Source organism: Phreatobacter sp. (assembly GCF_051860605.1).
Lineage (GTDB): Bacteria > Pseudomonadota > Alphaproteobacteria > Rhizobiales > Phreatobacteraceae > Phreatobacter.
The window spans coordinates 53,990-67,774 of record NZ_JBHYDR010000001.1 but is presented as its reverse complement, the minus strand read 5'-3'; the positions used below and the strand labels follow the sequence as shown (position 1 = coordinate 67,774).

Genomic DNA, 13,785 nt, shown 5'->3' with positions numbered 1-13,785 from the left:
CGTTCGGCGCGGCTCACGCGGCGGCCAGGGCGGCCAAGGCCCCGTCGCAGGCGGCGATGATGGTCGCGACATCATCATCGGTCATGGGCGTTGACAGCGCCATCAGGCCATAGCCTGCCGTCAGCACGCCGCGGTTGATCAGCCCGAGGTGGAAGGCGGCAAGCCGCGCCGTCTCCTCCGGCGTCTGGTAGGCGGAGCGATAGTCACGCACCGGCCGGTCGGCGAAATGCACCTTCAGGAGCGAGCCAAGCCCCACCGGCCCTCCGGCGAGGCCGTGGCGGGCGAAGGAGGCGGCGATTCCATCGCGCACCCGCTCGCCGATCGCGTCGAGCCGGGCAAAGGCCTGCGCGTCGAGCAGGTCCATCGCGACGTGCCCGGCCCGCATGGTGACCGGGTTGGCCGAGAATGTGCCGCCATGCGGCAGGGCCGGCTTGCCGGCGGTGGGGTCGAACACGGCCATGATCTCGGCGCGGCCCGCCACCGCCCCCACAGGGAAGCCGCCACCGATGATCTTGCCGAGCGTGGTGAGGTCGGGCGCGATGTCCCACAGACCCTGCGCGCCGTTGTAGCCGAGCCGGAAGGTGATCACCTCGTCGAAGATGAGGAGCGCCCCGACCTCCCGGGTGACCTCGCGCAGCGCCAGCAGATAGGCCCTGTCGGCCGGGGCAAGCCCGGCCCGGTTGGGCATCGGATCGACGATCACGCAGGCAAGGTCCGCCCCATGCTCGCGGATCAGGCTGACCGCGGCGTCGATGTCGTTGAAGGGAATGGCCAGCACGTCCGACAGCACGGCCTGCGGCGTGCCCTTCGCATAGGCCACCGACACCGGCGCATTGCCGCCCCAGTCCCGCGGGCCGGGATCGAGGCTGACCTCCGCATAGTCGTAGGAGCCATGATAGGCGCCTTCGCATTTGGCGATCTTCGGCCGTCCCGTGAAGGCGCGTGCGGCCTTCAGTGCCATCATCACCGCCTCCGTGCCGGAATTGGTGAAGCGCACCTGGTCGGCGGCGGGCAGGCGGTCGACGATCAGTTCGGCAAGGTCGATCTCCGACTCGGTCGGCAGGCCGAAGGCGGTGCCGAGCGCCGCCTGCCGGCAGGCGGCCTCCGTGACCACCGGATGGGCGTGGCCGTGGATCAGCGCGGTGAAATTGTTGATGCAGTCGATGCGCGCCACCCCATCCGCATCGATCACCCGGCAACCCTCGCCGCGCGCCGCATAGATCGGCCAGGGCTTGGAATAGACGGTGGTGCGGGTGTTGCCACCGGGCAGGCTGCGCTTTGCCCGCTGGTGAAGGGCGTGGGAGCGCGAATCGGGATCGGGATGGGTCATGTCGGGGGCGCCGGGTCGAAGTCAGCAGGGGCGACAAGGATGGGCCGCCGGGCCGCGTGCTGTCGAGACGCGCAAACGGCAGGCCGACCTGCCGATGTCCGGGCCGTCGGGATCGGCGCGATTTGCGGGCCTTGTGCATCCGGTCATCGTGGTGCTCCTGCCGGGATCGGGCCGTCCGGGCAAGCCTGCCCACATGCGCATGAGGCAGCGCCCGCCTCTCTGTCGCCTTGATCGGCGTCAAGACGGGCACGTTCGGCCCGGACGGCGTGAAACTATGTCGCAGTCCGGAGCGTTTCTGACCGGCATGCCGGAGCCGGGGGTTCAGTCGGCTGCCCCGGCCTGTATGGTCAGGTTCCCCCTCTGCCACAGGATGACCATGGTGACGTTGCGCTTTTCAGGTCCTGGATGCCCCTCCTGCAGCCCCCTGTCGGGAACTGCAGCATGAGCCGTCGCGCGCCCCCCGAAATGGCGGTGATCGGCAACAGCGCCATTGCCGGGCTCATCGACCGCGAGGCCCGCTACCAGTGGCTGTGCTGGCCGCGAATCGACGGCGACCCGATCTTTTCGGCGCTGGTCGGCGGACCGGCGCCGGAGCGCGGCTACATGTCGGTCGAACTGGAGGGGCTTGCCTCGACCGCCCAGTCCTACGAGCGCAACACCGCCGTTCTGGTCACCGTGCTGACCGCAGCCGACGGCTCGGCCCTGCGCATCACCGACTTTGCGCCCCGCTTCAAGCAGTTCGGGCGCATCTATCGCCCGCCCATGCTGATGCGGCGCCTGGAGCCGATCGCCGGCAATCCGCTGGTGCGGGTGCGCATGCGACCGTCCATGTCCTATGGCCGGCAGGAGCCGCTGCGCGTTCCCGGCTCCAACCACATCCGCTATGTCGGCGAGACCCAGGCGATCCGCGTCACCACCGACATGCCGATCTCCTACCTGACCGAGGAGGCGCGCTTCGTTCTCACCCGGCCGGTGACGCTGGTGCTCCACGCGGACGAGACCTTCCCGAACAGCATCGAGGAGACCTGGACGCGGTTCCTCACCTCCACCCGCGACTACTGGCTCGACTGGGTGCGCTATCTCTCCGTGCCCTATGAATGGCAGGAGGCGGTGATCCGCGCCGCCATCACGCTGAAGCTCTGTTCCTACGAGGAAACCGGCGCCGTCGTCGCCGCGCTCACCACCTCCGTTCCCGAGGCCCCCGGAACCGGCCGCAACTGGGACTACCGCTTCTGCTGGCTGCGCGATGCCTATTTCACCGTCCACGCGCTGAACAAGCTCGGCGCCACGCTGACCATGGAGCGGTTCCTCGACTACATGCGATCGGTGGTGGCCACCGAGAAGGGTCCGCTCCTGAAGCCCGTCTATGCCGTGGTGCCGGAACATTCCCTGCACGAATGGGAATCGGAGGCGCTGACCGGCTTCGACGGCGACGGCCCGGTGCGCTTCGGCAATGCCGCCGCCGATCAGGTCCAGCACGATGCCAATGGCAGCCTGATCCTCGCCGCCTCCCAGATGTTCTCCGATCACCGCCTGCCGCAAATGGGCGGGCAGGCGCTGTTCCATGAACTGGAGGCCCTCGGCGAGACCGCCGCAGCCATGGCCTTCGAGCCGGATGCCGGGATCTGGGAATATCGCGGCCGGGCCTCGATCCATACCCACTCGGCGGCCATGTGCTTTGCCGGCTGCGACCGGCTGGCGCGTATTGCCGGCCGACTTGGCTTGCGCCTGCGCGAGGTCTACTGGCGCGATCATGCCGAGCGGATCCGCACGGCGATCCTCGAGCGGGCGTGGAACCCGACCGAGGGCTATTTCGCCGCCAGCTTCGATGGCGCGGGCGCCGATGCCAGTTCGCTGCTGCTGCACGAACTGGGCGTCGTCGCCGCCGACGATCCGCGCTTCGTCTCGACCGTGGAGGCGCTGCAGCGCCGGCTGACGCGCCAGGGCTTCCTGCTGCGCTACGACGAGACCGACGATTTCGGCCTGCCCGACACGTCCTTCACCATCTGCACGTTCTGGCTGGCCGATGCCCTGGCCGCCATCGGCCGGGTGGAGGAGGCGCGCGAACTGTTCGAGCAGCTTCTCGCCCGCCGCAACCATGTCGGGCTGATGTCGGAGGACATCGACCCGGAAACCGGGGCGCTCTGGGGCAATTTCCCCCAGACCTATTCCATGGTGGGCATCATCCTGACCGCCCGCCGGTTGTCGCACGACTGGGACCACTGACGGCGCCGCGCAAGGCGCCAGGGAAGGACATCACGACGTGGCTGGCAAGCAGGTCACCGCACCCGGCGGCATTGTCGAAACCGATATTCCCGCAAGGCTGGACCGGCTGCCCTGGGGCCGGTTCCACACGCTGGTGGTCGCCGCCCTCGGCATCACCTGGATCCTGGACGGGCTGGAGGTGACGCTTGCCGGCACCGTGGCGGGGGCCTTGCGGGCAAGCCCCGTGCTCAACTTCTCGAGCGTCGATATCGGCCTGATCGGCAGCGCCTATCTCGCCGGCGCGGTGCTCGGCGCCCTGTTCTTCGGCTGGCTGACCGACCGGCTCGGGCGCAAGCGGCTCTTCTTCATCACGCTGACCGTCTACATCATCGCGACGGGCCTCACGGCCTTTTCCTGGAATCTCTGGAGCTTCATGCTGTTCCGCTTCCTCACCGGTGCGGGGATCGGCGGTGAATATGCCGCCATCAACTCGGCGATCCAGGAAATGGTCCCGGCGCGCGTGCGGGGCTGGATCGACCTGATGATCAACGGCAGCTTCTGGATCGGCGCGGCGCTTGGCGCGCTCGGGGCCATCGTGCTGCTCGATCCGCGCGTCATCGACCCGGAAATGGGCTGGCGTCTGGCCTTCCTCGGCGGTGCCCTGCTCGCCCTCGTCGTCTATCTCATGCGCACCTGGATCCCCGAGAGCCCGCGCTGGCTGATCACCCACGGCCGGGCGGCCGAGGCCGAGGCCATCGTCGCCGGCATCGAGGCCCGGCTGCGCGCCCAGGGACATGCCGTGCCGCTCGAGCCGGCCGCCAAGGTGCGCCTGAAGGTCAGGCATGCCACTCCGCTTGGCGAGGTCGCCAACGCCCTGTTCCGCCGGCATCGCGGGCGCACGGCCGTCGGCTTCGTGCTGATGGCGGCCCAGGCCTTCTTCTACAACGCCATCTTCTTCACCTATGCGCTGGTGCTGACCGACTTCTTCGCCGTGCCGGTGCACGAGGTCGGCTGGTACATCCTGCCTTTCGCGCTCGGCAATGTGCTCGGCCCGGTGGTGCTCGGCCGCTTCTTCGACACGATCGGCCGGCGCCCGATGATCGCCTTCACCTATGCCATGTCGGGCATCCTGCTGGCGCTGACCGGCTGGCTGTTCGCCGAGGGGCTGCTGACCGCGCAGACGCAGACGCTCTGCTGGATGGTGATCTTCTTCTTCGCCTCCGCCGCGGCGAGTTCCGCCTATCTCACCGTCGGCGAGACCTTCCCGCTGGAGCTGCGCGCCCTCGCCATCGCCTTCTTCTATGCCTTCGGCACCGGGATCGGCGGCGTGATCGGTCCCTGGCTGTTCGGCCAGCTCATCGAGACCGGTTCGCGCACCTCGCTGTTCGGCGGCTACCTGTTCGGTGCCGCGCTGATGATCATCGCGGCGGTGGTCGCGCTGTTCTTCGCGGTGAAGGCCGAGCGTCGGCCGCTTGAGGAGGTGGCCCGGCCGTTGTCGCAGCAGGACTGAGCGCCCTCAGGCGCGGTTCCAGTCGGCCATGGCCGCCTCGGCCTGCGCGATCGCCCCGGGCGTGCCGACATGCAGCCACAGGCCCTCCAGCACCAGGCCGAACAGCCGGCCCGTGTCGAGGGAGGCATTCCACAGCCGGTTCAGCGAGAAGACCTCGCCGGCTTGCCGGCCGTCGAAATCGGCTGCTCGCATGATCGCCGCCCCGGCATAGGCATAGGGCGCTGCCGCGGCCGCCCCGCGCCGGGTGAGCCGGCCGTCCCGGTCCATGAAGAAGTCGCCCGGCCCGTCGAAGCCGACACTGTCATTGCCGGCCATGGTGCTCGCTTCCGGCAGGGCGGCCAGCAGCAGCAGCGTATCCATGCGCGCCGGATCGAAACCGTCCATGAGCCGGAGCAGGTTGGAGCGGCCCCGGTCGATCCAGAGCGAATCCGCGTTGCGGATCATGAAGGTCTGGCCGAGATGGGGGAGCGCCTGCGCGACGCCGCCGCCGGAATCGAGCAGCGCGCCGCGCTCGTCCGAGATGATGATCTGAGGTGCCGTGCGGCCGGCGACCGCCGCCTCGATCTGGTCGGCGAGGTGGTGGACGTTGACCACCGCGCGGGTGAGGCCCGCCTCCGCGAGCGGATCCAGCACATGGTCGAGCAGGGTCTTGCCGGCAAGCGTCACCAGCGGCTTCGGAATGCGGTCGGTGATCGGCCGCATCCGCGTGCCAAGCCCTGCCGCCAGCACCATGGCAGCATGGATGCCGGCCGCATGGCCCCCTGCCGCGCCGGCCTCCGTCATGGCGGCGGCACGCGATCGTCCACCCAGCGGCGGACCTGGGCGAGCGCGGGGTGGGACAGGCAGCGCCGCAGATAGCCATGGATGCGCGGCAGATGGGCGAGATATTGCGGCTTGCCGTCGCGCTGGTCGAGGCGCGCGAAGATGCCGAGGATCTTGGTGGCCCGCTGCGCGCCCATGATGGCGTAGAGCCGGGCGAAGGCGGCGGTGTCGAAGGCCGGGTCGGCCGCCCGGCGCGCGGTGGCGTAGCGGGACAGGAGCTGCAGTTCCAGGTCTTCCGGCACGCTGACGCGGGCATCCTGCAGGAGCGAGACGACGTCATAGGCGGCCGGCCCCATGACGGCATCCTGGAAGTCGATCAGGCCGACGCGCTCCACGCCCTCCCGCCCGGCCAGCCAGATCAGGTTCGGCGAATGGAAGTCGCGCAGCACCCAGGTCTGCCCCGCCGCCTCGACTTCCGCGAACAGGGCCGTCCAGTGCTGGAGAAAGACGTGCCGTTCGCTCGCCGGCAGTCGCGGCCCCTTGCGCGGCATGTACCAGTCGATCAGCAGTTCGACCTCGATGGACAGCGCCTCGCGGTCATAGACCGGCAGTGCATAGGGGCCTTTCGGGGTGGCAAGCGTCGCCGGCCGCGGCCGTGAGTGGATCAGCGCCAGGACGTCGATGGCGGCTGCGTAGCGTTCGGCGATCGGCGCGCCGTCGGCAACGACCCCCTCCGGGCCGAGATCCTCGATGATCAGGAACCCCTGGTCGAGGTCGATGGCCTCGATCTCGGGTGACGACAGCCCGATATCGCGCAGGGCCTCCGCCATGGCGACGAAGGGCACCATGTCCTCGGCGAGATGGGCGATGCGGCTGTAGGGCAGGCCGTTGCGCACCACGGGCCCGTCCGGCTTGCGCGGCGCGTTCATCAGCACGGCGCGCCGCTGCCCGTCGAGCAGCCGCTCGTAGCTGCGCGTCGACGCATCCCCCTGCAGGTGGCGGCGGATCGAGCCGCCCCAGCCGGCATTGTCGAGAAAGCGCCTCAGCGCAACCAGGCGGGCAAGCCGTGCAGACCACGCGCCATGGCCGGTCAGAACCGCCTCGCGGGCGGCAGGCCCCCGGGCCGGGACCAGCGACAGCTCGATCTCCAGCCGGTCGCCCGACAGGGCACCGCCGAGCCGGTCCGGCCATTCGACCAGCAGCAGGGCGTTCTCGGCCGCCTCGTCCCAGCCGAGTTCGGCGAGTTCGTCGGGTGAACTGATCCGGTAGAGATCGGCATGGACGACGGGAATGCGCCCGAGCGGATAGGGCTGGATCAGCGCGAAGGTCGGGCTCGGCACCTCCAGCTTGTCATCCTCGGCAATGGCCCGGATCAGCGCGCGGGCGAGCGTGGACTTTCCCGCGCCGAGGTCGCCGGCCAGCGTGACGATGTCGTTGGCCGCCACGCCCACGGCAAGGTCCATGGCCAGGTCGCGCGTCGCCTGCTCGTTGGCGAGCAGGATGGAATGGCGGAACGGCTCGGCGGGCTCGGCTTCGGCCGAAGGACGGGGCGCGCCGTTCATTCCGCCGCCTTGGAGAGGTCGTCGAGGTTGGCGGGCAGGGCGACGGTCACCTGCGTGCCCTTGCCTGGCGAGGAATCGACATGGATCCGTCCCTTGTGAAGGTTGACGAAGGACTGGACGATGGACAGCCCCAATCCGGCGCCGCGATGGCGGCTTCCGGTCGTTCGCGTTTCGAACCTGTCAAAAATGCGGCCGACCATCTCGGGCGCAATTCCCGCGCCCTGGTCGCGGATCCTGAACACGATGTCTTCCTCGGTCCGCGTGGCATCCAGAACGATGAGGCCGCCGGGCTCGGAAAAGCCGATGGCATTGGTCAGGAGGTTGAACAGCATCTGGCGCACGCGCTGGGCGTCGGCCCGGAACGAGCCGATCTCGGGCACGATCCGGGTTTCCAGCCGGATCCGGTGTTCGGCCAGCCGATCGCCGATCGCCTCGGCCACCGCCAGGATCGTTGCCTTGATGTCCACGTCCGACAGTTCGAGCTCCATCACCCCGGCATCGATGGTGGCAAGGTCCAGCACGTCGTTGATGATCGACAGGAGCGATGCCGACGACGCCGCGATATAGCCGAGATATTCGCGCTGCCGGTCGTTGAGCGGGCCGACCGACGGATCGTCGAGCACCTGCGAGAAGCCGATGATGGTCGTGAGCGGCGTCCTGAGCTGGTAGGAGACGTGGTGGACGAAGTCGTTGCGCATGCGCGCGGCAGCTTCCAGCGCCTCGTTGCGCTCGGTCAGCGCGCGCTCGACCATCACCATGTCGGTGACGTTCCTGAACGTGACCAGTGTCGCCCCGCCCGGCAGCGGCGCCGCGGCCGTGTCCAGCACCGAGCCGTCGGTGCGCTCCATCCGGAAATTGTGCTGGCGCCGCTCGTAGGCCAGCGCCGTCACCGCCGAGCGGATGTCCGACCAGACGCTGCCATCGCGCACATAGGGCAGGCACAGGTCCGCGATCTGGTCGATGCGCGGCCGGCTTTCCAGCAGCGCCGGCGCGATCTCCCAGAGCGTGCCGAAGGCGCGGTTGAACAGCGACAGCCGGCCGTCCGGCCCGAACACGGCGACGGCTTCCTCCAGGTGGTCGATCGTCTCGCGCTGCACGCGGTCGAGCGCCTTCACCTGGGTTTCCAGCGCCAGCCGCTGGGTCAGGTCCTCGAAGACATAGGTCACCCCGCCGGCCGGATCGGGGTTCTGGATGACGCGCAGGAAGCGCTTGCCCGACAGCGGCCATTCGTGAATCCGCGGCTCGGTGTCCAGGGCCTCGTAGACCGTGTGGAAGGTCTTCTTCCATTCGCGGTAGTTCGACTGGGCCGGCAACTGGTCGCGCTCGCGCAGGCGGTCGAGAATGTCGCCGTCGGTCGGCGACTGGTGCAGGAAGGCCGGGTCGAGGTCCCAGAGCTGGCGATAGGCCTCGTTGTTGAAGACCAGCCGGCGATTGGCATCGAAGATCGCGACGGCGGTCTGGAGCTGGTCGAGCGTGCGCTTGTGCGTCTCCATCTCCACGGCCAGTTCCGAACGGGCATTGTCCAGTTCGGTCACGTCCACGGCCATGCCGGCAAAGCCTGTGCCGGCCGGCCGTTCGATCACGTCGAACACCCGGCGATGCCCGGCCGCGATGGCCGCCGTGCGCCGCACGAAGGGTTCGCGCGCCTGACGGCGGCGGGCGGCCTCGCTCCGGTCGGCCGGTTCGATGAGTTCGCAGCCTGCGGCCACCGCCTCCGCACCGCCGGACCTGTCGGTGGCGGCCGCGTAGGCATCGTTCGCCCAGGTCAGGCGGCCCTCGCGGTCGCGGGTCCAGACCGGCATCGGCAGCGAGGTCAGGAACGAGCGGAAGGTGTCCGTGTCGCGCAGCACCGCCGCGTGGGTCTCGCGCAGCCGGCCGAGTTCCTCCCTCACGCCCGTCACGACCCGCAGCCGCAGCACCGCCCGCCCGCCGATCGGCCGTCCCTCGGCCTCGATCGGCCGTCCGTCCGCGGCCACCAGGTCGAAGCGGAACGGCGTTCCCTCGCCGCGCAGCCGGCTGACGGCTTCCTCCAGCTGCGTCGCCGGGACCGGCGGCAGCCAGGATCCGAAGGCCAGCACGCGCCTCGGCGCGGGCAGGTCGGTGATCAGCGTGGCATCGCCGGTGATCTCCGGCTCGTCCCGCTCGCCGCCCCAGACGACGACGACATGGTCGTCGAGGGTGAGCAACTCGTTGGCGCGGTCGAGGGCGAGCTTCAGGCCGTTGATCTCGTCGCGGGCCTTCTTTTCGGCCCGCAGGGTGCGCGTGCGGGTGCGCAGCAGGCTGATCGAGGTCACCACGGCGAAGACGACGACGCCGACATTGAGACCGAGGATCGCCCATTCATGCGGGCGGATGGCTGCCATCAGGCTGACCGGCTCGGCGCCGGCCTCGGCAGCACCCGCCAGGGCGGTCGAGGACATCAGAAGCGCGAGGCTACCGACGGTCGGGATCAGGGATCGCGTCTTGAACCGCCTGAGCCTCCGCAAGCTGCAACCTGATGCATCGTCGACCTGCCCGAGGTCCGGCATCGCCCGTCCCTTACCATCCGAGGGTTGCACCACGCCGCCGGAGCGGGAGCGCCGCGCCGCCCCTGACGCAGCGAATCACTGCCACTCTACCCTTGGGCGGACTCCCGAAATAAGAGTCTAAAACGGGAACGGTCCGGCAAATTGCGCCGGCATCGGAAGTCGCGGGCAGGGTCGCGGGCAGGGTCGCGGGGAAGGGGTGCTGGCGTTGTCAGATCGCGGGCAGATCGCGCCGCATGATGATCGCATCGGCCGTACCGGAATCCGTGCGGTAATAGCCCTTGCGCCGGCCGACGGGCTGGAAGTCCTGGCGCTCGTAGAGCCTGACCGCGGGCATGTTGCCCGCCTCCACCTCCAGGAACAGGCTTTTCACGCCCGCCCTCACCAGATCGGGGACATGGGCCGAAAGCAGCCGCGCCGCGAAGCCGCGTCCGCGCAGCGTCGGCGCGATGGCGATGGTGAGGATCTCCGCCTCGTCCGCCGCCACGCGGCTCAGCACGAAGCCGGCGGCGTCCGCCCCCTGCCTGCGGCGGATGGCATGGGCGATCACCGCGCGTTCGGCGATCATCGCCGCGATGTCGGTGGCCTCCCAGCCGCGGTGGAACGAGCGGGCGTGGATGGCAGCCATCTCCTCCGCGTCGGCAAGGCGGGCGGGTTCGACCACAGGGTCGGTGGCGGTCCACCACCATGGCCAGAGCGCTTGCAGGGGGATCATGGGAGCGGTCCCGCGCCGATGGGGCGGTAGGCGGAGGGCTTGGCATCCACCGCCTTCAGGTAGAGCGGCCGGCAGGGCGAAGTGGCCGGATCGGCTGCCGCGCCGAGACGCGCCAGAACGGCGATCGACAGCCACGGTGCCGCGTCGACCACCACCGGGGCCGAGACCGCCTCCGGCCAGGCGCCGAACACGGCATCGGCACCGGAGCCGACCAGCCGGCACGGACCGGCGGCAACGGCGTGCCTCGCGGCCTCGCCGGCCGGCAGGTAGCGCGGCGCCATGCGTTCCGCGCCGTCCGCATCCGTCAGGCTCGCATAGACATGGCCGTGGCGCGCATCGATGGCGGCCAGCACGGCGGCCGCCTCGGGGGTCCGCAGGTGGGGCGTCGCCAGGGCGACCAGCGTCGGGATGCCGACCGCCTCGCCCCCCGTCGCCAGCGCCAGGCCGCGGGCGGCCGAAACCGCCACCCGGATGCCGGTAAAGCTGCCGGGACCCGTCGCCGCGACGAAACGCCGGCAGGCCGAGGGTGCGACGCCCGCGCGGCCGCAGACCTCCGCGACCAGCGGCAGCAGGCGCTCGGCATGGCCGCGCTCCATCGGCTCGCTGGCCTCGGCGAGGATCAGGTCACGGTCGGTATCGAGGACAGCGACGCTTGCAGCCGCAAGGGCCGTGTCGAGGGCGAGCACGAGCATGCCTTGGTGCTACACGCCCGCGCGCCGCGCGGGAAGCGCGACCTTGGATGGCAGGCCCGGTCTCAGAAGCCGAGCTGGCGGCTGGCCAGGTCCTTCATGATCTCCTCGGTGCCGCCGCCGATGGCATTGACCTTCACCTCGCGGTAGATGCGTTCCACCTTGGCGCCGCGCATGAAGCCGGCCCCGCCGAAGATCTGCACGCCCTCCGAGGCGCAGAAGGCCAGCGTCTGGGTCGACTGGTTCTTCAGCATGCAGATCTCGGCGACCGGGTTCTCGCCCTGCTCCAGCCGCCAGGCGAGCATTTCCAGCCAGGCCTGGCTGACCGCCACCTTCTGCGCCATGTCGACCAGCTTGTGGCGGATGACCTGATGCTGGGTCAGCGGCTTGCCGAAGGTGACGCGCTCCTTGGCATAGGCGGTCGCCTCGTCGAGGCACACGCGCGCCGCCGCGATGCAGCCGGCCGCCATGGTCAGCCGCTCGTGGTTGAAGTTGCGCATGATGATCCGGAAGCCATGGCCTTCCGGTCCGATCAGATTGGCCACCGGCACGCGCACATTGTCGAAATGCAGCGTTGCGGTGTCGGACGCCCACCAGCCCATCTTCTTGAGCGGCGTGCGGGCAAAGCCCTCGCGCTCGCGCTCGATCAGCAGCAGGCTCACCCCGCCGGCTCCCTCTCCGCCGGTCCGCACGGCCACCGTGTAATAGTCCGCGCGCATGCCGGAGGTGATGAAGGTCTTCTCGCCCTTGACGACATAATGGTCGCCGTCGCGCCGGGCCGTGGTCCTCAGACTGGCGACATCCGAGCCGCCGCCCGGCTCGGTGATGGCCAGTGCGGAGATCTTCTCGCCGGCCAGAATGCCGGGCAGGACCCGCGCCTTCAGTTCGTCCGAGCCCGCCGCGACGATGGGCGGCGCGCCGATGGCATGGCTCTTGAGGCTGGCATTGATGCCGCCCGCGCCGTGGCGGGCAAGCTCCTGCGTGGCGATGATCCACATGAAGCGGTCGCCCGGTATGCCGCCATATTCCTCCGGGAAGCCGAGACCGATCAGCCCGATGGCGGCCGCCTTGCGATAGAGCTCGCGGGGAAATTCCTCCGCCTCGTCCCATTCGGTCGCATAGGGCTCGATCTCGCGGGCGACGAAGCGGCGGATCTGCTCGCGGAAGGCCTCGTGCTCGGCCGTGTAGAAGGGATGGGCCACGTCCCTGCTCCTGACGTCATGCTGCGGACTTGCTGCGCAAAAAGGGAACGCCGCCGGTCGGGGACCGGCGGCGCTCGCCGTCATGTCACGTCAGTGTGTCGTGGCGACGGTGCCATGCACCCAGCCGCGGGTGACCACCCAGCGGCCGTTCTGGATCTGCGACAGCCGCGAGGAATTGTTGCACAGGCGCATCTGCGGCGTGATGTTGCAGGGCTGCGCCTCGAACAGCCCGCCGAGCGGCGGATTGGTCTCCACCGCCTGGATGAAGCTCTCCACCGTCAGCGTGCGCCCGGCCTTCTGCGCGGCCTGGGTGAAGGCATCGGCGATCTGCCAGCCATAGGCGGAGAACACCGTCGGGTCCTCCCCGAACTTCGCCTTGTAGCGCGCGGCCCATTCGCGGATCTGCGCGCTCGGATCGTCCGGATAGGGATGGGCCGTGGTCATCATGGCGTAGAAGCCGTTGGCCACCGGGCCGCCGAGGGCGGGAATGAGGTGCGTATAGGCCGCGCTCGTTCCCACGAAGGTCGCCTGCAGGCCGATCTTGCGGGCCTCGGCCAGCACGCCGACCGTCTCGCGGATGATCGTCCCCATCAGGATGAGGTCGCAATTGGCCGCCTTCATGCGGGCGACCTGCGAGGAGAACTCGGTGGCGCCGCGCTTGTAGGTGGTGCGCTCGACATAGGAGCGGTTGAGCGTGCCGAGGGCCGCCTCGCCGCCGCGCATGACCTCCAGGCCAAACTCGTCGTCCTGGTAGACGGTGCAGACGCGCTGGGCGTTCTTCTCCTTGATGATCTCCGGCAGCATGGTCCGGACCTGATCGAAATAGGAGGCGGCAAAGGCCATCTTCAGCGGCGTCGGCGGCATGTACATGTCGCGCGCGGCCGTCACCGGCATGAAGTTCGGCACGTTGCGCTCGAACTGGATCGGCATGGCGGCCATGTTCTGGGCCGTGCCGATATGGCCGATCATCGCGAAGATGCGATCGGAATTGACCAGCTTCTGGGCGCCGAGCAGGGCCTTGCGCGGGTCATAGGCATTGTCCTCGACGATCAGGCGCACCTGGCGTCCGTGGATGCCGCCACGGGCATTGAGCTCGTCGAAATACATCTGCAGGCCGTTGCGGGTCTGCTTGCCATAGGCCGCGACCGGGCCCGACAGGTCCTGGATCGAGCCGATGACGATCTGGTTGTCCGAGACGCCCTGCGTCTGGGCGAGGGCCGGGCCTGCGACAAGTCCTGTCGCCAGTGCCAGACCCAGTGTCAGTCTGAGATTCATGGTGTTCCTC

10 protein-coding genes are annotated in these 13,785 nt (G+C 69.3%); 2 read left to right on the top strand and 8 right to left on the bottom strand.

Going from position 1 to position 13,785, the window contains the following annotated elements; translation table 11 throughout:
• Nucleotides 1-13: 13 nt before the first annotated feature.
• Complete coding sequence (locus ACTIFS_RS00305; RefSeq protein WP_439572031.1) at nt 14-1,330, bottom strand: aspartate aminotransferase family protein; 1,317 nt, start codon at nt 1,328-1,330, stop codon at nt 14-16.
• A 441-nt stretch (nt 1,331-1,771) separates the two neighbouring features.
• Here ACTIFS_RS00305 and ACTIFS_RS00300 point away from each other — a divergent pair, with 441 nt between their 5' ends.
• Entirely contained in the window at nt 1,772-3,556 is a 1,785-nt protein-coding gene (locus ACTIFS_RS00300; protein WP_439572030.1) for a glycoside hydrolase family 15 protein, read from the top strand.
• 37 nt (nt 3,557-3,593) lie between these two features.
• Nucleotides 3,594-5,045 carry an MFS transporter gene (locus ACTIFS_RS00295; protein WP_439572029.1) on the top strand — a complete coding sequence of 484 codons (1,452 nt, stop codon included), beginning with the start codon at nt 3,594-3,596 and terminating at the stop codon, nt 5,043-5,045.
• Between the two features lie 6 nt (nt 5,046-5,051).
• On the opposite strand, the gene ACTIFS_RS00290 is transcribed toward ACTIFS_RS00295, so the two are convergent.
• The 7 genes from ACTIFS_RS00290 to ACTIFS_RS00260 form a co-directional block, all read right to left on the bottom strand.
• A complete protein-coding gene (locus ACTIFS_RS00290; protein ID WP_439572028.1) occupies nt 5,052-5,828 on the bottom strand; it encodes a nucleotidyltransferase family protein in 777 nt (258 codons plus the stop codon).
• Nucleotides 5,825-7,369 carry a tRNA (adenosine(37)-N6)-threonylcarbamoyltransferase complex ATPase subunit type 1 TsaE gene (gene tsaE, locus ACTIFS_RS00285; RefSeq protein ID WP_439572027.1) on the bottom strand — a complete coding sequence of 515 codons (1,545 nt, stop codon included), beginning with the start codon at nt 7,367-7,369 and terminating at the stop codon, nt 5,825-5,827. The genes ACTIFS_RS00290 and tsaE overlap by 4 nt, the downstream gene beginning before the upstream one ends.
• A complete protein-coding gene (locus ACTIFS_RS00280) occupies nt 7,366-9,789 on the bottom strand; it encodes a PAS-domain containing protein (protein ID WP_439572026.1) in 2,424 nt (807 codons plus the stop codon). Before ACTIFS_RS00280 ends, tsaE begins: the two co-directional genes overlap by 4 nt.
• Before the next feature lie 316 nt (nt 9,790-10,105).
• Nucleotides 10,106-10,609 carry a ribosomal protein S18-alanine N-acetyltransferase gene (gene rimI / locus ACTIFS_RS00275; protein WP_439572025.1) on the bottom strand — a complete coding sequence of 168 codons (504 nt, stop codon included), beginning with the start codon at nt 10,607-10,609 and terminating at the stop codon, nt 10,106-10,108.
• Complete coding sequence (gene tsaB, locus ACTIFS_RS00270) at nt 10,606-11,301, bottom strand: tRNA (adenosine(37)-N6)-threonylcarbamoyltransferase complex dimerization subunit type 1 TsaB (RefSeq protein ID WP_439572024.1); 696 nt, start codon at nt 11,299-11,301, stop codon at nt 10,606-10,608. Before tsaB ends, rimI begins: the two co-directional genes overlap by 4 nt.
• Nucleotides 11,302-11,363: 62 nt before the next feature.
• Nucleotides 11,364-12,500 carry an acyl-CoA dehydrogenase family protein gene (locus ACTIFS_RS00265; RefSeq protein ID WP_439572023.1) on the bottom strand — a complete coding sequence of 379 codons (1,137 nt, stop codon included), beginning with the start codon at nt 12,498-12,500 and terminating at the stop codon, nt 11,364-11,366.
• A gap of 90 nt (nt 12,501-12,590) precedes the next feature.
• The gene (locus tag ACTIFS_RS00260; protein WP_439572022.1) at nt 12,591-13,775 is read right to left on the bottom strand and encodes an ABC transporter substrate-binding protein; all 1,185 of its coding nucleotides are present in this window, start codon (nt 13,773-13,775) and stop codon (nt 12,591-12,593) included.
• Between the last annotated feature and the right edge of the window lie 10 nt (nt 13,776-13,785).